This window comes from Pseudomonas sp. PDM01 (genome assembly GCF_014852325.1).
Lineage (GTDB): Bacteria > Pseudomonadota > Gammaproteobacteria > Pseudomonadales > Pseudomonadaceae > Aquipseudomonas > Aquipseudomonas migulae.
In genome coordinates this window covers 270,389-289,182 of sequence record NZ_JACVBK010000006.1, presented here as the reverse complement: position 1 = coordinate 289,182, position 18,794 = coordinate 270,389, and the positions used below count along the sequence as shown (strand labels likewise).

At 60.6% G+C, this 18,794-nt stretch carries 16 protein-coding genes; 12 read left to right on the top strand and 4 right to left on the bottom strand.

Features of this window, described 5'->3' with window-relative positions:
* Window positions 1-212: 212 nt before the first annotated feature.
* From IB246_RS17310 to fabF, 4 genes are all read left to right on the top strand, one after another.
* Window positions 213-2,207 carry a polysaccharide biosynthesis protein gene (locus IB246_RS17310; RefSeq protein WP_032832695.1) on the top strand — a complete coding sequence of 665 codons (1,995 nt, stop codon included), beginning with the start codon at window positions 213-215 and terminating at the stop codon, window positions 2,205-2,207.
* A gap of 112 nt (window positions 2,208-2,319) precedes the next feature.
* Entirely contained in the window at window positions 2,320-2,655 is a 336-nt protein-coding gene (locus IB246_RS17305; protein WP_008042174.1) for a ComEA family DNA-binding protein, read from the top strand.
* A 204-nt stretch (window positions 2,656-2,859) separates the two neighbouring features.
* Window positions 2,860-3,654 carry an SDR family NAD(P)-dependent oxidoreductase gene (locus tag IB246_RS17300; protein WP_008031779.1) on the top strand — a complete coding sequence of 265 codons (795 nt, stop codon included), beginning with the start codon at window positions 2,860-2,862 and terminating at the stop codon, window positions 3,652-3,654.
* Between the two features lie 32 nt (window positions 3,655-3,686).
* The gene (gene fabF / locus IB246_RS17295) at window positions 3,687-4,961 is read left to right on the top strand and encodes a beta-ketoacyl-ACP synthase II (RefSeq protein WP_008042175.1); all 1,275 of its coding nucleotides are present in this window, start codon (window positions 3,687-3,689) and stop codon (window positions 4,959-4,961) included.
* On the opposite strand, the gene IB246_RS17290 is transcribed toward fabF, so the two are convergent.
* A complete protein-coding gene (locus IB246_RS17290; protein ID WP_008042176.1) occupies window positions 4,958-5,515 on the bottom strand; it encodes a TetR/AcrR family transcriptional regulator in 558 nt (185 codons plus the stop codon). The genes fabF and IB246_RS17290 overlap by 4 nt on opposite strands.
* Before the next feature lie 176 nt (window positions 5,516-5,691).
* Between IB246_RS17290 and IB246_RS17285 the strand changes: the two genes are divergently transcribed.
* Both IB246_RS17285 and IB246_RS17280 read left to right on the top strand, forming a co-directional pair.
* A complete protein-coding gene (locus IB246_RS17285) occupies window positions 5,692-6,345 on the top strand; it encodes a GntR family transcriptional regulator (protein WP_008042177.1) in 654 nt (217 codons plus the stop codon).
* Between the two features lie 15 nt (window positions 6,346-6,360).
* Window positions 6,361-7,212: an urea carboxylase-associated family protein gene (locus tag IB246_RS17280; RefSeq protein ID WP_008042178.1), complete on the top strand. Its 852-nt coding sequence runs from the start codon at window positions 6,361-6,363 to the stop codon at window positions 7,210-7,212.
* A gap of 122 nt (window positions 7,213-7,334) precedes the next feature.
* Here the strand turns inward: IB246_RS17280 and IB246_RS17275 are convergent, their stop codons facing one another.
* Together IB246_RS17275 and eat are read right to left on the bottom strand one after the other, a co-directional pair.
* Window positions 7,335-7,502: a DUF2897 family protein gene (locus tag IB246_RS17275; RefSeq protein WP_008031772.1), complete on the bottom strand. Its 168-nt coding sequence runs from the start codon at window positions 7,500-7,502 to the stop codon at window positions 7,335-7,337.
* Window positions 7,503-7,627: 125 nt separating this feature from the next.
* Window positions 7,628-8,992 carry an ethanolamine permease gene (eat, locus tag IB246_RS17270; protein WP_008042179.1) on the bottom strand — a complete coding sequence of 455 codons (1,365 nt, stop codon included), beginning with the start codon at window positions 8,990-8,992 and terminating at the stop codon, window positions 7,628-7,630.
* A 394-nt stretch (window positions 8,993-9,386) separates the two neighbouring features.
* On the opposite strand from eat, the gene kdpF reads away from it, so the two are divergent.
* The 6 genes from kdpF to IB246_RS17240 all read left to right on the top strand — a co-directional run bounded on the left by kdpF (window position 9,387) and on the right by IB246_RS17240 (window position 17,488).
* Window positions 9,387-9,476, top strand: coding sequence for a K(+)-transporting ATPase subunit F (gene kdpF / locus IB246_RS17265; RefSeq protein ID WP_007899818.1), 90 nt, complete (start codon window positions 9,387-9,389; stop codon window positions 9,474-9,476).
* Between the two features lie 8 nt (window positions 9,477-9,484).
* The gene (kdpA, locus tag IB246_RS17260) at window positions 9,485-11,179 is read left to right on the top strand and encodes a potassium-transporting ATPase subunit KdpA (RefSeq protein WP_008042180.1); all 1,695 of its coding nucleotides are present in this window, start codon (window positions 9,485-9,487) and stop codon (window positions 11,177-11,179) included.
* Between the two features lie 10 nt (window positions 11,180-11,189).
* A complete protein-coding gene (gene kdpB, locus IB246_RS17255) occupies window positions 11,190-13,247 on the top strand; it encodes a potassium-transporting ATPase subunit KdpB (RefSeq protein WP_032832696.1) in 2,058 nt (685 codons plus the stop codon).
* A gap of 152 nt (window positions 13,248-13,399) precedes the next feature.
* Entirely contained in the window at window positions 13,400-13,945 is a 546-nt protein-coding gene (gene kdpC / locus IB246_RS17250) for a potassium-transporting ATPase subunit KdpC (protein WP_008027289.1), read from the top strand.
* A gap of 130 nt (window positions 13,946-14,075) precedes the next feature.
* Complete coding sequence (locus IB246_RS17245) at window positions 14,076-16,733, top strand: sensor histidine kinase (RefSeq protein ID WP_008042182.1); 2,658 nt, start codon at window positions 14,076-14,078, stop codon at window positions 16,731-16,733.
* A gap of 56 nt (window positions 16,734-16,789) precedes the next feature.
* Window positions 16,790-17,488 carry a response regulator gene (locus IB246_RS17240; protein WP_032828669.1) on the top strand — a complete coding sequence of 233 codons (699 nt, stop codon included), beginning with the start codon at window positions 16,790-16,792 and terminating at the stop codon, window positions 17,486-17,488.
* A gap of 144 nt (window positions 17,489-17,632) precedes the next feature.
* Here IB246_RS17240 and IB246_RS17235 read toward each other — a convergent pair whose 3' ends face one another.
* A complete protein-coding gene (locus IB246_RS17235) occupies window positions 17,633-18,673 on the bottom strand; it encodes a patatin-like phospholipase family protein (RefSeq protein WP_008042183.1) in 1,041 nt (346 codons plus the stop codon).
* Window positions 18,674-18,794 lie beyond the last annotated feature (121 nt).

Below are 18,794 nucleotides of genomic sequence, written 5' to 3'. Positions count from 1 at the left end.
TTGCCTTCGGTAGCCTGTCAGGCCCTGCCTCCCTCCAGCTGTTTTGGTACAAGGGTGCCTGATCGAAGTTTATTTTTTGATGCAGTCCTTACGCTGGTGCGGCATTTGCCCGCGCTGGTATTTCATCGTAAATCGGCCGGTTTTCTTTGCGGGTTCAAAGGCAATAGTTTATTTTTTGATTTCAGGAGCTTGGTGAGGTGTTCGATAGGGTTATGGATAAAATAAGAGCTTTTTTGTTGAGCCTTCCGCGCCGACACAAGCGGGTCCTGCAGGTAGTTGCCGATGTTGGTTTGGTTTGGGTCTCGTTATGGATGGCTTTTGTCGTTCGTCTAGGGATCGACGAAATGAACAGCCCTGTTCAACAGCACCTCTGGTTATTTCTTAGTGCTCCCGTCGTTGCCATCCCGTTGTTTATTCGATTTGGCATGTATCGCGCCGTGATGCGTTATTTCGGTAATGATGCACTTATCGCGATAATTAAAGCCGTCAGCCTTTCTTCGCTTATTCTTGGCGTCATCGTCTATTTATATAGCAATCATCAAACGGTCGTGCCCCGCTCGATTATGTTCAACTACTGGTGGTTGAGCCTGATCATGATTGGTGGCTTGCGTTTGGCAATGCGCCAGTACTTTTTGGGTGATTGGTTCGCGGCGGCGCAACATGTGCCTTTTGCCAATCGTGATAATGGTTTGCCGAAAGTGGCCATTTACGGCGCTGGCGCCGCAGGCAACCAGCTTGTTGCGGCGCTGCGCATGGGCAGGGTGATGCGCCCGGTTGCGTTCATCGATGATGACGGAAGTATTGCCGGTCGTGTCATTTCCGGGTTGCAGGTGTTCAAGCCCAAGCATATCCAGCAACTGATTGACACGACAGGTGCTCAGGAAATCCTGCTTGCAGTCCCTTCGGCCAACCGTGGGCGCCGCCGGGAAATTCTGGGCTACCTGGAGCGCTTCCCGCTTCATGTGCGCAGCGTGCCGGGATTCATGGATCTGGCCAGCGGCCGGGTCAAGGTCGACGATATCCAGGAAGTGGACATTGCCGACCTCCTTGGGCGTGATGCGGTACCGGCTCAAGAGGACCTGCTGGAGCATTGCATCACCGGCCAGTCAGTGATGGTTACCGGTGCGGGCGGATCAATCGGTTCGGAGCTGTGCCGGCAGATACTTGCTTTAAGGCCTACGACCCTGTTGTTGTTCGAACACAGCGAGTTCAACCTTTACAGCATCCTGTCCGAGCTTGAGCAGCGAATTGCGCGTGAATCGTTGTCCGTCAAACTGCTGCCGATCCTGGGTTCTGTCCGTAACGAGAACAAGTTGCTGGACGTCATGAAGACCTGGCATGTCGATACGGTTTACCACGCTGCAGCGTATAAACATGTACCTATGGTCGAGCACAATATTGCAGAAGGCGTGTTGAACAATGTCATGGGCACGTTAAACACGGCCCAGGCTGCACTTCAGGCCGGAGTTGCAAACTTTGTACTGATTTCCACCGACAAGGCTGTTCGCCCCACCAATGTAATGGGGAGTACCAAGCGACTTGCAGAGTTGACATTGCAGGCGCTCAGCCGTGAAAAAGCACCTGTGTTGTTTGGCGACAAGTCCAGCGTGTCTCGCGTCAACAAGACCCGTTTCACCATGGTCAGGTTCGGTAATGTGTTGGGCTCGTCAGGTTCCGTGATCCCGCTTTTCCACAAGCAGATCAAGGCTGGCGGACCGTTGACCGTCACACACCCGAAAATCACCCGGTATTTCATGACCATTCCCGAGGCCGCTCAGTTGGTGATCCAGGCCGGGTCGATGGGGCAGGGCGGGGACGTTTTCGTGCTGGACATGGGCGAGCCGGTAAAAATCATCGAGTTGGCAGAGAAAATGATTCATCTGTCAGGGTTGAGTGTCCGGTCGGACAAAAATATCCACGGTGACATTTCGATCGAATTCACCGGCCTGCGCCCAGGTGAAAAGCTCTACGAAGAGCTGCTGATCGGCGACAACGTTGCGGCGACCTCGCATCCGATGATCATGACGGCCAGCGAAGATTACCTGACCTGGGATGTGCTGAAGGCGCGGTTGGGCGAATTGCTGGCAGCGGTTGATCAGGATGATTATTCGAGAGTCCGCCAGCTTCTGCGCGAAACGGTCAGCGGCTATACCCCTGACGGCGAGATCGTCGACTGGATCTATCAGCAGCGTCGCCTTGAGCCCTGATTGTTTCACATCCTGTAACTGACACATTTTTGACAGGCTCCAGACATCACCTAAGTTTGGAAGGCAGCTTCGGAAAAGCTGCTTTCCCAATTGATGTCATGGAGCTTCATTTATGCGTACTGGCTACTTCTACTCTCTGATTTTTGCCCTCCTGAGCACTGCCTCTGTCGCCGCTATTGCTGCACCTGCGGCCAAGACGGAGGCGGGCACTGCACCTCTGGTCATGGAGGTCGCTCCCAAGGTTCAGTCCGAAAAGGTTGATTTGAATCAGGCCGACGCGTCGACCCTGCAACGGGAGTTGTCCGGCATCGGAGAAGCCAAGGCCAAGGCGATTGTTACCTATCGTGAGAGTAATGGGCCGTTTGCATCGGTGGACGAGCTGCTCGAAGTGAAGGGGATCGGCAAAGCCATTCTGGATAAGAACCGCGAAAAGCTTGAGGTGAACTAAGCTTGTAATTCAGCGCCATGGGCCGGTCATTGACCGGCCTTTTTGCATTCTGGCGTACGTGGTGATTTAGCGCCTTCCGTCGGCAGATGAAAAATTACGGCTATCATATTGTGATTAAATTATGCCTATAATAAATTCGTCATCCAGCTTGGCGCTCTGAAGCGCAGGCGCTTTTCTTTTCCTTACACATTCCAGGAGCACGTCATGAATTCTGTCCAGACCCAAGGTACGGCTCTTGTCACCGGTGCTTCATCCGGGATTGGTGCCATTTACGCTGAGCGCTTGGCCGCGCGCGGTTTTGATTTGTTGCTGGTTGCACGTGACGAACAGCGTCTTCAGGCGGCGGCGAGCAAGCTGCGCGCCGAGCATGGTGTTCAGGTCGAAGTGCTGAAAGCGGATCTCACGCAAAAGGATGATGTGCTGAAACTTGAGCAACGCCTTCGCAGCGATTCGAGTATCAGTCTGCTGCTGAATAACGCGGGTGTCGCGGCAGATGGCTTGCTGGCCAACGCCGATCTGGACCAACTGGAACGTTTGATTCAATTGAACGTAACGACGGTCACGCGCCTGGCTTCGGCGGCGGCCGCCAGTTTTGCCAAAGCCGGCCGGGGTACGATCATCAACATCGCCTCGGTGGTGGCGTTGTTCCCCGAGCGCTTCAACGCCACTTACAGCGCCAGCAAGGCTTATGTGTTAAGCCTGACCCAGTCGTTGAATGCTGAGCTGGATGGCACCGGGGTCAAAGTACAAGCGGTGTTGCCAGGCGTGACGCGCACCGAAATCTGGGAGCGTTCCGGTATTGACGCAAGCCAGATCCCGGCGGACATGGTCATGGAAGCGGGCGAGATGGTCGATGCTTCGTTGTCGGGGCTGGACCAGGGAGAACTGATCACCATTCCTTCGTTGCCGGATGCCTCTGACTGGGATGCGTTTGTCGCGGCGCGTCTGGTGATGGCGCCGAATCTTTCCAAAAGCAAGGCCGCTTCGCGTTACAAGTGAGGCACTCTCCATTGGCTTGAGGTAGTTGCGGTATGAGTGAACGTCGAGTGGTTGTAACGGGCATGGGTTTGGTGTCTCCGCTGGGTAGCGGGGTCGAAGCCGTCTGGGAGCGTCTGTTGGCCGGACGTTCGGGATTGCGCAACCTGCCGGACGAAGTCGTGGCTGATCTGCCGGCCAAGGTCGGTGGCGCAGTGCCGACGCTGGCCGAAGATGCCGAGGCGGGTTTTGACCCGGATCGTGCGACGCCACCCAAAGAGCAGAAGAAGATGGACCGCTTCATTATGTTTGCCATGGAAGCGGCACGTCAGGCGCTTGAGCAAGCCGGTTGGCAGGCACAGGACGCCAATGCCCAGGAGCGTACGGCGACCATTATCGGTTCGGGGGTCGGTGGTTTCGGCGCGATTGCCGATGCGGTCCGCACCACCGACAGTCGTGGCCCGCGGCGTTTGTCGCCTTTCACCATTCCCTCCTTTCTGGTCAATCTGGCCGCGGGCCATGTGTCGATCCAGCACGGATTCAAAGGCCCCCTGGGTGCTCCGGTAACGGCGTGCGCGGCCGGGGTTCAGGCGATTGGCGATGCGGCGCGGCTGATCCGTTGCGGTGAGGCGGACATTGCGGTGTGTGGCGGTGCGGAGGCGTCGATCGATCGTGTCAGTCTCGCCGGGTTCGCTGCGGCTCGCGCATTGTCCAGTGGTTACAACGAAACCCCGGAGCGTGCTTCGCGTCCGTTCGACCGTGACCGCGATGGTTTTGTCATGGGGGAGGGCGCAGGTCTTCTGGTGATCGAATCCCTGGAGCATGCATTGGCCCGTGGCGCGCAACCGCTGGCGGAACTGGTCGGTTACGGCACCAGCGCCGACGCCTATCACCTGACCGCCGGCCCCGAAGATGGCAGTGGTGCGCGACGGGCGATGTCACTGGCGCTGGCTCAGGCGGGCGTTGCTGCGGCACAGGTGCAGCACCTCAATGCTCACGCAACCTCGACGCCGGTTGGAGATCTGGGCGAGTTGGCTGCGATCAAATCGTTGTTCGGCACGGATAACAAGATTGCGGTCACGTCGACCAAGTCGGCCACCGGGCATTTGCTCGGCGCGGCGGGCGGGATCGAGGCGATCTTCACGTTGTTGGCGATCCGTGATCAGATCGTGCCGGCCACCCTCAACCTGGATAACCCGGATCCGGCGGCGCAAGGCGTGGATATCGTCCGTGGTCAGGCGCGACCGATGGCCATCGAGTATGCGCTATCCAACGGTTTCGGCTTTGGTGGGGTCAATGCCAGCGTGCTCTTTAAACGCTGGCAGGGTTAATCCCGGGGCTTTTTGAGAAAATCGCGCGTGACGTCGAGAATCCGCTGGGCCAGATCGGCGCTCTCGACACTGCGCGACAACAGCAGCGCCCCGACCATTGCGGACATGATGAAGATGCTCTGGTCGGCGGCATCATCACCTTCAAGGGTGCCTTGTATTTGTTCGAGCCGCGCATTGAGTACTACATCGGAGGTCGGACTTGGCTGTCCGCGCAGGCCGAGTTCCGATGACATGGTCGGCAACGGGCACCCTTCATGGGGCGAAGTCTGGTGCCATTCGGACAAGTACGCGTCAATGAATGCCTCGAGTGGGCGTTCCTGAGCGAACAGTTCGGCGCAGATGACTTCCACCTCGGCGCCTGCAGCCTGCAGGGCCTTTTCTACCAGCTCATCCTTGGACTTGAAATGCGAATAGAAGCCGCCGTGAGTCAAGCCCAGCGCTTTCATCAGGGGCTGCAAGCCGGTCGCGCCAATACCGTCGCGGCGAAATCGCGCTGAAGCTTCCTTGATGATGCGTTTGTGGGTCTGAGCTTTATGGTCCTGCGAGTAACGCATCTGGTATCTCCGCAACAATGCGCCATCTTAACCAATGGAAATGGGATGGTGACTGTACTTCTATTTCTAAAAAGCATGCAGATGCGTCCAACTCCTTCATGGCGTCTCGAATAAATTGGCACGGATAGTGATTACCCGTTAGCTGACGATTGTTGAACAATCATGAGGCGATAAGAATGAATAGCGGACTGTCCCTAGCCGACCACATCACCCTGGAGTTACGCGCCGACATCATTGGCGGTCGTTTGCTGCCCGGCATGGCGCTGGTGGAAAACGATCTGGTGTCAGCCTACAACGCTTCCCGCAACACCATCCGCGAAGCCTTGCACCGGCTGGGGCAGGAAGGTCTGACCCGTTATGTGCGCAACAAAGGTGTGATGGTGCGTCGCTTGGGCGTCGACGATGTGCGGGATCTGTTCAACGTCCGCCGCACGCTGGAGTTGCAGGCCATCAGTGCCAGTCAGCCGCTGCGCGATTATCAGTCCGACCGGATGCTCGAAGCCCTGGAAGCCACCGAACTGGCCCGGGAGCGCGAGGACTGGCGCGCCGTGGGCACGCACAGCCTGGCGTTTCATCAACACATCGTCGGGTTGCTGCGCAGCCCGTTGTTCGATGAGTTCTTCACCAATGTCGTCGCGCAACTGCGCCTGGTGTTTTGCGCCGCGCCCGATGAATCACGGTTTCAGGCGCCCTGGCTGGCGCGTGACCGGCAGATTCACGAGCTGCTGGCCGAAGGCGACAAACGCGCCGCCGAGGACGCCATGAGCCGCTATCTCGACGATTCCGAGCACCTTCTGTTGCAAATGCTTGCCCCTTCTTCCCATCACTGATCGAGGATTCGTGCCATGTACAAAGACTATCCAGCGGCCTACCAAGTCAGCAAAGGTTCGGCCTTGCAGGTGGACAAAGCCTTCTATGAAAAGATCCGGGATACGAAGGAGGGGCGCACGCTGATCGAGCAGTTCGAAGTGCCGATCCGCACCGGCCGCGCCTGGAATGTCCCGGCTGGGCACGTGTTTCGCGTGACCACGCCGGTCGGCCCGCAAGTCGGGGATTTCAACGTCTGGAATGCCAACGATCCGCGTGAACGCTTGTGGGCTTCACGCACGCGGCAGTTGCAGGGGGCGCATGTCAGCACTCACGACCGGCTCTGGTCGAACCTGCCATTCTTGCGGCCGCTGGTGACCATCACCGATGACAGCCTGGCCGACTACGGCATTGACGAACATGGTGGGCGCCTGCACGACTTGCTCGGCACCCGCTGCGATCCCTATGTGAACAAAATGCTCACCGGCGAAGACTTCCACCATCACTGCCACTCCAACCTGACCCGCGCAGTGTTGCCCCATGGCCTGACCGAGTTCGACGTGCATGACGTGCTGAACATTTTCCAGTGCACCGGCCTCAATCACGACGACATGTACTTCATGAAAGCCTGTCCGGCGCAGAAGGGCGACTACCTGGAATTCTTTGCCGAGATCGATCTGCTGTGCGCGCTGTCGACCTGCCCGGGGGGCGATCTGTCGCTGGCCATGTGGGGGCCGGACGCGCAGGACCCGCTGAGCGTGTGTCGCCCGCTTGGGGTGGAGATCTACAAACTGGAGGATTCACTGCTCGAAGGCTGGAGTCAGCCGGAGCGTGCGGCGTACAAAGGGCTGCATGGCTTGCACATCGCCAAGGCCGATTGGGAAAAATAACCGTCACCTGTAGGAGCGAGCCTGCTCGCGATGGACGTTAACGATAACGCGTTTATTCTGAATAAACGCGTTGTTCTCAGGTGCATCGCGAGCAGGCTCGCTCCTACAGGGATCAGGTTTTTTCAGCGGTCCTGCGCATCCTTGGCATCCGCTTGCGCGTTGCGTTCAGCGACGCGTTTGCGTTGCTCATCGGTCAGTTCGACCTTGTGGGCGGTGTCGCGCAACAACATCAAACCACCCACGATCGAGCCGATTGCAACGATCAGAATCAACCAGGCATACCAGGGCATAGGGCTCTCCTTGAGGGCAGGCCGATTGGCGGGTTTCGCCAATCGATCGTGCATACCACTTTGAGCGATTCAATTTCGCAGTGGTTCCATTCTATGCCTGATCGACTCGCAACACCTGCTGCGATTCAGAGCCCGGTCAACATCGCGTCCGCCGGTGCATCGGCGCGCAATTGCGCGGTCAGCATGAAGTACACGAAACCCACGGCCATGAAGCCGAGGAAAATCAGGCCGATCAGCGCGTTGAACCATGCCATCGCCACCAGGCACACCACCGCCAGCGCCAGTGCAATGGCCGGCACCAACGGATAGCACGGCGCGCGGAAAGTGCGCTCCAGGTTCGGCTCGGTTTTACGCAGCTTGAACAGGCTCAGCATGCTCATGATGTACATCACGATCGCGCCGAACACTGCCATGGTGATCATCGCGGCGGTGAGCGTCATGCCGCCGAGGTTGATCAAGCCGTCGCTGTAGATCGCCGCGATCCCGATGACACCACCGGCGATGATTGCCCGGTGCGGCGTCTGGAAACGCGAGAGTTTGGCCAGCGACGCCGGCAGGTAACCGGCTCGCGCAAGGGCGAAGAACTGCCGCGAGTAACCGAGGATGATCCCGTGGAAACTCGCCACCAGACCGAACAGGCCGATCCACACCAGCATGTGCAACCAGCCGGAGCTTTCGCCGACCACGGTTTTCATCGCTTGCGGCAGCGGGTCGTTGATGTTCGACAAAGTGCGCCAGTCGCCGACGCCGCCGGCAAAGAACATCACGCCCATGGCCAACAACACCAGGGTCAAAATGCCGCTGATGTACGCCTTGGGAATCGTGCGTTTCGGGTCCTTGGCTTCTTCGGCGGCCATGGCGGCGCCTTCGATGGCGAGGAAAAACCAGATGGCAAACGGAATCGCTGCGAACATCCCGGCAATCGCCGGTGCGCCGAACACATCGGAGCCGGCCCAGCCGTTCAGCGCGAAGTTACTGAAGCTGAACGCCGGCGCAACCACGCCCATGAACACCAGCAATTCAGCCACCGCGAGTACGCAGACTACCAGCTCGAAGGTTGCCGCCAGTTTCACCCCGAGGATGTTCAGGCCCATGAACACGATGTAGGCGCCGACCGCTGCGTGTTTCGGGTCGAGGGCGGGGAATTGCACGTTGAGGTAGGCGCCGATCGCCAGTGCGATGGCCGGTGGGGCGAAGACGAATTCGATCAGCGTCGCCAGTCCGGCGATCAATCCGCCTTTCTCGCCAAAGGCGCGGCGGCTGTAGGCAAAGGGACCGCCGGCGTGGGGAATCGCCGTGGTCAGCTCGGTGAAGCTGAAGATGAAGCAGGTGTACATCGTGGCGACCATGAAGGACGTCACCAGAAAACCAAGTGTGCCCGCCACGCCCCAGCCGTAACTCCAGCCGAAATACTCACCGGAAATCACCAGCCCGACCGCGATGCCCCACAGGTGCAGCGTGCCCAGCGTGGGTTTGAGTTGTGTGTTCATGCGTTTGCTCCCTGAACGGTTTGGACAGCTCGGGGGAGGGCGTGTGCAGTGGGCGTGCCAGTGTGGTGATGGCCGTCGTAAAGCGCAAAAAGGTGTCGTATCGGGGATGTTCGGCGCTGGATGGATGGGTTTTATGCATCAGTTGGGGGCGTTGGTGTCTGTTATGCCGTCTTCGCGGGCAAGCCTCGCTCCTACAGGGGATCGGCGCATTCAAAACTGTAGGAGCGAGGCTTGCCCGCGAAGGGGCCCGCAAAAACACCGCTGTAACGCCCGCATAAACCCACTCTTTACACTTTCTTTATGCACAGCCAACCCCCTCGATCTCGCTCCTTTACAGCCTTCCTTCCGACAATGACTCCACACGCGGCAATACGCCGTAACACGGAGAACTTCCATGAGCGTTCTGGACGGGGTGTCACTGCTGTTGGCAGTGGGGCTGTTCATTTATCTGTTGGTTGCGCTGTTGCGCGCGGACCGGAACTAGGAGCGGCTATGCACAGTTATGACTATTGGCTGATCCTGGCCTTCTTCGCCGTGGTGCTGATCCCGGCACCGTTTCTCGGGCGGTTCTACTACAAGGTCATGGAAGGCCAGCGCACCTGGCTGACACCGATCCTGGGACCTGTGGAGCGTGGCTGTTATCGGGTGGCCGGCGTTGATCCGCAAGCCGAACAGAGCTGGCAGAAATACACCCTGGCCTTGCTCGCCTTCAACCTTGCGGGCTTTTTGCTGTTGTTCGTGATCCTGTTGTTCCAGGACCACTTGCCGCTCAACCCGCAAAACCTGCCGGGTCAGGAGTGGACGCTGGCGTTCAACACCGCCGTCAGTTTCATGACCAATACCAACTGGCAGGGCTACAGCGGCGAAGCCTCGCTGAGCTACCTGAGCCAGATGGTCGGCCTCACCGTGCAGAACTTCGTCAGCGCCGCCACCGGCCTCGCTGTGCTGGTTGCGTTGTGCCGGGGTATCGGTCGCAAATCGACCAAAACCCTGGGCAATTTCTGGGTCGACATGACCCGCGCCACCCTCTACGGCCTGCTGCCGCTGTGCCTGCTGCTGGCGCTGTACCTGGTCTGGCAGGGCGTGCCGCAAACTTTCGCGCAGTACGTGAATGCGGTGACGATGCAAGGCGTCGATCAGGTGATCCCGCTCGGCCCGGCCGCCAGCCAGATTGCGATCAAGCAACTGGGCACCAACGGTGGCGGCTTCTTCGGCGTCAACTCGGCGCACCCGTTCGAGAACCCGACGGCGTGGAGCAACCTGTTCGAGGTGGCCTCGATCATTCTGATCCCGGTCGCCCTGGTATTCACCTTCGGTCATTACGTCAAAGACCTGCGTCAGAGCCGCGCGATCATCGCCTGCATGCTGGCGCTGTTCCTGATTGGCGGCGCGACCTCGCTGTGGGCTGAATACCAACCGAACCCGACCCTGAACAACGTCGCCGTCGAACAGACCGCGCCGCTGGAAGGCAAGGAAGCGCGCTTCGGCACCACCGCCACGGTGTTGTGGTCGGTGACCACGACCGCCGCGTCCAACGGCTCGGTCAACGGTATGCACGACAGCCTCAACCCGCTGAGCGGCATGGTTGCGATGGTCAACATGATGGTCGGCGAAGTGATCTTCGGCGGCGTCGGTGCCGGGCTCTACGGCATGTTGCTCAACGTGCTGATCGCGGTGTTCCTCGCCGGCCTGATGATCGGCCGCACCCCGGAATACCTCGGCAAGAAACTGCAGGCCAAAGAAGTGCAACTGCTGGTGGTGACTTTGCTGGTGATGCCGGTCGGCGTGCTGGTGCTTGGCGCGATTGCCGCGAGCCTGCCGGGCCCGGTCGCCTCGGTGAGCAACCCCGGCGCCCACGGTTTCAGCCAGTTGCTGTACGCCTACACCTCGGCGAGTGCCAACAACGGTTCGGCATTCGGCGGCTTCGGTGCCAACACCGCGTTCCACAACCTGATGCTCGGCCTGGGCATGTTGATCGGTCGCTTCGGTTACATCCTCCCGGTACTGGCCCTGGCCGGCAGCCTTGCGATGAAGAAAACCGCACCGATCGGCCAGAACAGTTTCCCGACCCACGGCCCGCTGTTTGTGACGTTGCTGACCGTGACCATTTTGCTGGTGGGTGGTTTGACCTTCCTGCCGACATTGGCGCTGGGTCCTATCGCTGAACATTTGAGCATGGGCTTCTGAGGAATCAATGATGAATATGCCCGTAAGTAAAGCCGCCACCGTCAAGGCGCCGGAACAACCGAAAACCGCAATCTCGGCCCTGTGGCGTCCGGCGTTGGTGCAAGCCTTCGTCAAGCTCGACCCACGGCAATTGCAGCGTGCGCCGGTGATGCTGGTGGTCGAACTGACCGCCGTCCTGACCACCGTGCTGTGCTTCATTCCCGACAGCGCCGTGCCGACCTTCGTCGCTGCGCAAATCGCCTTGTGGCTGTGGTTCACCGTGCTGTTCGCCAACTTCGCCGAAGCCTTGGCTGAAGGTCGCGGCAAGGCTCGCGCCGACAGCCTCAAGGCTGGCAGCGAAGGCTTGAGCGCACGCCGCAAAACCGGCAACGGCGCCTTTCAAGTAGTGCCGGCCACCAGCCTGCGCAAGGGCGATGTGGTGCGCGTCGAAGCCGGTGAAATGATCCCCGGTGACGGCGAAGTCATCGAAGGCATCGCGGCAGTCAACGAAGCAGCGATTACCGGTGAATCCGCGCCGGTGATCCGTGAATCCGGCGGCGACCGTTCGGCCGTCACCGGCAACACCCGACTGGTCTCCGACTGGCTGCTGGTGCGCATCACCGCCAACCCTGGCGAGTCGACACTGGACCGCATGATCGCTTTGGTCGAAGGCGCCAAACGCCAGAAAACCCCGAACGAAGTGGCGCTCGACATCCTGCTGATCGGCCTGACGCTGATCTTCCTGCTGGTGGTCGTGACCCTGCAGCCGTTCGCCCACTTCGCCAACGGCAGCCTGCCGCTGGTGTTCCTGGTGGCGTTATTGGTCACGCTGATTCCGACCACCATCGGCGGTTTGCTCTCGGCCATCGGCATCGCCGGCATGGATCGTCTGGTGCGCCTGAACGTGATCGCCAAATCCGGGCGCGCCGTGGAAGCGGCGGGGGACGTGCACGTGTTGCTGCTGGACAAGACCGGCACCATCACCTTCGGTAACCGTCGTTGCACCGCGGTGTATGCCGCACCGGGTGTGAGCGCCAAGGAGCTGGCCGAGGGTGCGCTGTTCGCTTCGCTGGCCGATGACACCGCGGAAGGCAAGTCCATCGTCGAGTACCTGCGCGGCATTCATCCACAACCCGAGCCTGCCACCGAAGTGCTGACGGCGGTGCCGTTCAGCGCCGAGACTCGCTTGTCCGGTGTCGACTATCAGGGCCGTGTGTATCGCAAGGGTGCGGTGGATTCGTTGCTGGCGTTCGTCGGCCTGAAACGCACCGATCTCGCCCCGGCACTGTCCCGGGAAATCGACAAGATCGCCCAGAGCGGCGGCACGCCGTTGCTGGTGTGCGCCGACGGTAAATTGCTCGGCGCGATCCACCTCAAAGACGTGGTCAAGCCAGGCATCCGCGAGCGTTTCGCCGAGCTGCGCAAGCTAGGGATTCGCACCGTCATGGTGACCGGTGACAACCCGCTGACCGCCGCGGCGATTGCGGCCGAAGCCGGTGTGGACGACGTGCTGGCTGAAGCTACGCCGGAGAAAAAACTGGCGCGCATTCGTCATGAGCAGAACGACGGTCGTCTGGTCGCCATGTGCGGCGACGGCGCCAACGACGCCCCGGCCCTGGCCCAGGCCGACGTCGGCATGGCGATGAACGACGGCACGCAAGCGGCGCGCGAAGCGGCCAACATGGTCGACCTCGACAGCGATCCGACCAAGTTGCTGGACGTGGTGCAGATCGGCAAGGAATTGCTGGTGACTCGCGGTGCGCTGACGACGTTTTCGATCGCCAACGACGTCGCCAAATACTTCGCGATTCTGCCGGCGCTGTTTGCCTCGATCTACCCGCAACTGGGTGTGCTCAACGTCATGCAACTGAGCAGTCCGCAGAGCGCGATTCTGTCGGCAATCGTGTTCAACGCCTTGATCATTGTGGTGCTGATTCCACTGGCCTTGCGTGGCGTACGTGTGCAGGCGGCGAGTGCGGCGGCGTTGTTGCGCCGCAACCTGTTGATCTACGGGCTGGGCGGGATTCTGGTGCCGTTCGTGGGCATCAAGGCGATCGACATGCTGTTGACGGCGTTGCATCTGGTTTGACCCTTGGCGAGCGCTTCGCGCTCGATCGCCGGCAAGCCGGCTCCTACAGGTGTTCACCACCGGCCTGTAGGAGCGAAGCTTGCTCGCGAAGAATGCACCACGGTTCATCTATATGAACACCGAATCTGTTTACCGAATTCGAGGATCTTGAAATGTCCACAATGATACGTCCGGCCCTGAGCCTGCTGGTCCTGATGACCCTGATCACCGGCGTCGCTTACCCGTTGGTGGTCACAGGCGTCGCGCAGGTCGCGTTCCCTGACCAGGCCAATGGCAGCCTCGTGCGCGACGCCGACGGCAAAGTCCGCGGCTCTTCGCTGATTGCCCAGGATTTCACCGGTGACGCATGGTTCCATCCGCGCCCGTCGGCCGGTGCTTTCGCCACGGTATCGAGCAGCGCCAGCAACCTGTCGCCAAGCAATCCCGCGCTGGCCACTCGGGTGATCGACGATGCCAATAAACTGCTGGTGCCAGGCCAGGGGCCGGTGCCGTTGGCGCTGCTGACCACTTCTGGCAGCGGGCTTGATCCGCACTTGCCACCAGCGGCGATTGCCTATCAACTGGCGCGTGTTGCGGCGACGCGGAATCTGCCGGTGTCTACGCTTCAGAATCTGCTGGCCGCGCACATCGAACAGCCGTTGGTGGGGCCGCCGGTGGTGAATGTGTTGGCGCTGAACATGGCGTTGGAAAAGTTGTAAATCGGTGGCGCCGCCAATCGCTAGCAGGCTAGCTCCCACATGGAATGCATACCCCCTGTGGGAGCTAGCCTGCTAGCGATGGCGATAGAACAATCACCACATCAACACCTGAAAAAAGAGAGCTTCAAACATGAGTGACTCCGGCCGCGCCGACGCGCTGTTAGCAGACCTGCCCCGCGATGGCCGTGGCCGGCTCAAGGTTTTCCTCGGTGCCGCGCCCGGTGTCGGCAAGACCTACGCCATGCTGCAAGCGGCCCACACTCAACTGCGCCAGGGCGTAAAAGTCATCGCCGGCGTGGTCGAAACCCACGGCCGTGCCGAAACCGAAGCGCTGCTCGGCGGCTTGCCGCAGCAACCGCTGGTGCGCTCGGAATACCGTGGCGTGATGCTCGAAGAAATGGACCTCGACGGCCTGCTCGCAGCCAAACCGAAACTGGTGCTGGTCGACGAACTGGCCCACAGCAACGCGCCCGGCAGTCGACACGCCAAGCGCTGGCAAGACATTCAGGAATTGCTCGCCGCCGGCATTGACGTGTTCACCACGGTCAACGTCCAGCACCTGGAAAGCCTCAACGACCAGGTGCGCGGCATCACCGGCGTGCAGGTCCGCGAAACCTTGCCGGACTGGGTGCTGCAAGAAGCCTATGAACTGCTGCTGATCGACTTGCCGCCACGCGAGCTGCTCGAACGACTGCGCGACGGCAAGGTCTACGTGCCGGAGCAGGCGCGGGCGGCCATCGATGCGTTTTTCACCCAGACCAACCTCACCGCCCTGCGCGAATTGGCGATGCAGACGGCGGCGGCCCAGGTCGATAACGATCTGGCGCAAGGGTATCGCCAGCTCGGCCAGGCGGCACCTGCGGTACGCGGTCGGCTGCTGGTCGGTGTCGATGGCGATGCTCAGGCCGAACGCCTGGTGCGTCACGCCAGTCGTGTCGCCCAGCGTCGGCATTTGCCGTGGAGCCTGGTGCACGTGGATAACGGCAGCGTGCGCGACGAGCAATCGCGCCTGCGTCTGCAAAGTGCCCAGCAACTGGCCGAACGTCTCGGTGGCGAAGTGGTGTTGTTGCGTGCCGGCGAAGTTGCGAAAACCCTGATCCAGCACGCCGCCGAACGCCGCGCCAGCCTGGTGTTGGTCGGTCAGTCCCGGCAGCGTTTGCGTCGGCGCCTGTTCGGCGGTGGTCTGGCCTCACGCTTGCTGCGCGATGCACGCGGACTGGAAATCAACGTCCTCGACAGCGATCACGAACAGCATCAGCCGCGCCAGCGTTCGGCGCAGTCGCTGGTGTGGTTCGACTATGCGCTGGCGCTGGTTGCAACCGTGCTCGCCAGCGCACTGGCCTGGGCCGTGGCGAGTGTCTTGCCGCTGCCGAACATCTCGCTGGTGTTCCTCGCTGCCGTGTTGCTGGTGGCGGTGCGCAGCAGCCTCGGCCCGGCGCTGGCCTGTGCGGCGCTGTCGTTTCTGACCTATGACTTTCTGTTCATTCCGCCGAATTTTTCCTTCAGCATCCAGCGCGAAGAAGACGTACTGACGCTGCTGTTTTTCCTGCTGATGGCTGCGCTCACCGGCAACCTCGCGGCGCGCCAGCGTCGGCAATTGCAGGCGTTGCGCGATACGCAGGAAGAGACCACCGAACTGCTCGACCTGTCGCGCAAACTCACCGCCGCCACCGACCGCCAGGCCGTGGTCAGCGCCGCCGCGCAGCACCTCAACGGCTGGAAAGACGTGCAGCTGTGCCTGCTCAATCGCGACGGTCAGGCGGGTTGGAAAGTCGAAACCGGTGGCCCCCTGGAATTCACCGAAGCCGAACGCGCCGCCGCCGATTGGGCCTGGCAACACGATCAACCGGCGGGCGCGGGCACCGGCACGTTGCCGTTCGGGCGTTGGTGGTGGTGGCCGCTTTCGGTGGAAGACGGGCCGCTGGCGTTGCTCGGCGTCTGTGCCAAAGAAGGGCAGACCTTGAGCGGTCAGCGTCGACGTTTGTTGACCGCGCTCAGTCAGCCGCTGGCCCAGGCGCTGGCACGCGCACAACTGGCCGAAGACCTGGAAGCGGCGCGGCTGCACGGCGAAACCGAGCAACTGCGCAGTGCCTTGCTGGCCTCGGTATCCCACGATCTGCGCACACCGTTGACCTCCATGCGCGGCAGCATCGACAGCCTGTTGGCGCTCGGCGAAGCCATCCCGCTGGAGGATCGTCGCGAACTGCTTGAAGGCACGCGTGATGAAGCCGAGCGCCTCGATCGCTACATTCAAAACCTGCTGGACATGACCCGCCTCGGTCACGGCGCGCTGAAGCTCGCGCGGGACTGGGTGTCACCGGCCGACATCGTTGGCAGTTCGCTCAATCGCCTGCGTGCGGTGCTGGCGCCGTTGCAGGTCAGCACTGATGTGCCCGCGCAACTGCCGCTGCTGTTCGTTCACGCCGCGCTGATCGAGCAGGCGCTGGTCAACGTGCTGGAAAACGCCGCACGGTTTTCACCGGTGCATGGGCGTTTGCAATTGCGCGCTGGCGTGGATGAAAACGAGCTGTTCTTTTCGGTCAGCGATGAAGGCCCGGGCATTCCGGAGGAGGAGCGGGCGAAGATTTTCGACATGTTCTACACCGCCGCACGCGGTGATCGTGGCGGGCAGGGGACCGGGCTGGGGCTGGCGATCTGTCAGGGCATGGTCGGCGCGCACGGCGGGCGCATCAGCGTCGGTGACGGCATCGACGGGCGCGGCACCTGCATCACCCTTCACTTGCCCTTGCAGGAACAGCCTTCCTTTGAAATCGAGAGCGGACAGTGAGTACTGAAAGTGAAGCCTGATACCCTTTGGACATCTCCATGCCGCGACCGGAAACCATGAGCCAGACCGCGACCATTTTGGTCATCGACGACGAACCGCAGATCCGCAAGTTCCTGCGCATCAGCCTCGCCTCCCAAGGCTACAAAGTGCTGGAGGCCGGCACCGGCACCGAAGGCCTGGCGCAAGCCGCATTGAACAAACCCGATTTGCTGGTGCTCGACCTCGGCCTGCCGGACATGGACGGCCAGCAAGTGCTGCGCGAGTTTCGTGAATGGTCGACGGTGCCGGTGCTGGTGTTGTCGGTGCGCGCCGGTGAAGGGCAGAAGGTCGAAGCGCTGGATGGCGGCGCCAATGACTACGTGACCAAGCCGTTCGGCATCCAGGAATTTCTGGCTCGGGTACGTGCCCTGTTGCGTCAGGCGCCGGTGGGCGAGGCGCAACAAGCGGCGTTGACGTTCGGCCCGTTGACCGTGGATCTGGCGTATCGCCGGGTGCTGCTCGAAGGCGTCGAAGTGGCGTTGACCCGCAAGGAATACGCGGTGCTGGCGCAACTGGCGCGGCATCCGGGACGGGTCATCACTCAGCAGCAATTGCTCAAGGATATCTGGGGGCCGACCCATACCGAAGACAGTCACTATCTGCGGATTGTGGTGGGGCATTTGCGGCAGAAGCTGGCGGATGATCCGACGCAGCCACGGTTTATCGTGACCGAGGCGGGGGTTGGGTATCGGTTGTTGAGTGAGGGTGGCCTCTGATTTTTGCGCTGGATTTTCAGGCCCCATCGCGAGCAGGCTCGCTCCCACAGTAGATTGAGGTGAACCACAGATTTTGCGTCCACTGAAAATCAAATGTGGGAGCGAGCCTGCTCGCGATGAGGCCCTCACATTCACCCGAGACCCTCAGGAATCCCGCTCATTCTCATACCGATCCAACGTATCCCGCGCAATCTCGCGCCCCAGCGCGATCAACTCCGGTGCCTTGTAAAACTCGAAGAACCGGCACACCCGCTTCGGCACGTTGATCAGAATATCCGGCGGATAGCCGGCGATCTTGTACTGCGCCAACGACGTCTGCATCACCTCGAAACTCTGGTTGATCAAATCCAGCAAGGACGCCGGTCCCACGTTGTCGATGATGAATGAACCGGTGGCCGACTTCGGCGCACCGTCGCGTTCAGGGGCGGCTGCCGGTTGCTGGGCTTCGGGTTCGGCGGACTCGACCCAGGGATTGATCTCGGCCGCCTCGGCCATCAACGCTTCCTTTTCCAGCAACAGCAATTGTTCTGCCTGTTTGCGGCGGAACGGCATTTTCGAACCCAGCGAGTTGATCAGGCTGTCGAACCGGGTCCTGAACGCGGCAGGGCGCTGGATCACCGGCAATTGATAGTGACGCTGGTTGGTGGAGTTGAGGTTGACCGCAATGATCAGGTCGCAATGGCTCGACACCACGGGCACGATCGGCAACGGGTTGAGAATGCCGCCGTCCACCAGCATGCGATTGCCTTGCATCACCGGGGTGAACAGGCTCGGGATGGCCGCCGAGGCGCGCATCGCCTGGTGCAGACAACCTTCCTGAAACCAGATTTCCTGTTGGTTGGTCAGGTCGGTGGCCACCGCCGTGTAGGGGATGCGCAAGTCTTCGATATTGATTTCGCCGACGATCTTGCGGATCTGCCCGAAGACCTTCTCGCCGCGAATCGCCCCCAGCCGAAAACTGACGTCCACCAGGCGCAACACGTCGAGGTAATCCAGGCTTTCGATCCAGTTACGGTATTCGTCCAGTTTGCCGGCGGCATAAATCCCGCCGACCACCGCACCCATCGAGCAGCCGGCAATGCAGGAGATGTCGTAGCCACGCCGTTCGATCTCTTCAATGACCCCGATATGGGCGTATCCTCGGGCCCCACCTGAGCCCAGCACCAGTGCGACGCGCTTTTTCATGAATCGCCCTCGTCTGACAAGGTTCAACAATGCACCCATCGAGGGGCGCGCTTCAATCGTCAAGGTCGCTTGGCAGGGTGAAGGCGTCGTTTTTTCGACACTCCATGGCGGCAGATGGTTA

What these genes read in the sequence shown, in the direction of transcription:
- IB246_RS17245 (WP_008042182.1), top strand. Translation starts at nt 14,076, where the DNA reads ATGAGTGACTCCGGCCGCGCCGACGCGCTGTTAGCAGACCTGCCCCGC.
- IB246_RS17305 (WP_008042174.1), top strand. Translation starts at nt 2,320, where the DNA reads ATGCGTACTGGCTACTTCTACTCTCTGATTTTTGCCCTCCTGAGCACT.
- IB246_RS17275 (WP_008031772.1), bottom strand. Translation starts at nt 7,502, where the DNA reads ATGCCCTGGTATGCCTGGTTGATTCTGATCGTTGCAATCGGCTCGATC.
- kdpB (WP_032832696.1), top strand. Translation starts at nt 11,190, where the DNA reads ATGAATATGCCCGTAAGTAAAGCCGCCACCGTCAAGGCGCCGGAACAA.
- kdpC (WP_008027289.1), top strand. Translation starts at nt 13,400, where the DNA reads ATGTCCACAATGATACGTCCGGCCCTGAGCCTGCTGGTCCTGATGACC.
- IB246_RS17280 (WP_008042178.1), top strand. Translation starts at nt 6,361, where the DNA reads ATGTACAAAGACTATCCAGCGGCCTACCAAGTCAGCAAAGGTTCGGCC.
- IB246_RS17285 (WP_008042177.1), top strand. Translation starts at nt 5,692, where the DNA reads ATGAATAGCGGACTGTCCCTAGCCGACCACATCACCCTGGAGTTACGC.
- eat (WP_008042179.1), bottom strand. Translation starts at nt 8,992, where the DNA reads ATGAACACACAACTCAAACCCACGCTGGGCACGCTGCACCTGTGGGGC.
- IB246_RS17310 (WP_032832695.1), top strand. Translation starts at nt 213, where the DNA reads ATGGATAAAATAAGAGCTTTTTTGTTGAGCCTTCCGCGCCGACACAAG.
- IB246_RS17240 (WP_032828669.1), top strand. Translation starts at nt 16,790, where the DNA reads ATGAGCCAGACCGCGACCATTTTGGTCATCGACGACGAACCGCAGATC.
- IB246_RS17290 (WP_008042176.1), bottom strand. Translation starts at nt 5,515, where the DNA reads ATGCGTTACTCGCAGGACCATAAAGCTCAGACCCACAAACGCATCATC.
- IB246_RS17300 (WP_008031779.1), top strand. Translation starts at nt 2,860, where the DNA reads ATGAATTCTGTCCAGACCCAAGGTACGGCTCTTGTCACCGGTGCTTCA.
- IB246_RS17235 (WP_008042183.1), bottom strand. Translation starts at nt 18,673, where the DNA reads ATGAAAAAGCGCGTCGCACTGGTGCTGGGCTCAGGTGGGGCCCGAGGA.
- kdpF (WP_007899818.1), top strand. Translation starts at nt 9,387, where the DNA reads ATGAGCGTTCTGGACGGGGTGTCACTGCTGTTGGCAGTGGGGCTGTTC.
- fabF (WP_008042175.1), top strand. Translation starts at nt 3,687, where the DNA reads ATGAGTGAACGTCGAGTGGTTGTAACGGGCATGGGTTTGGTGTCTCCG.
- kdpA (WP_008042180.1), top strand. Translation starts at nt 9,485, where the DNA reads ATGCACAGTTATGACTATTGGCTGATCCTGGCCTTCTTCGCCGTGGTG.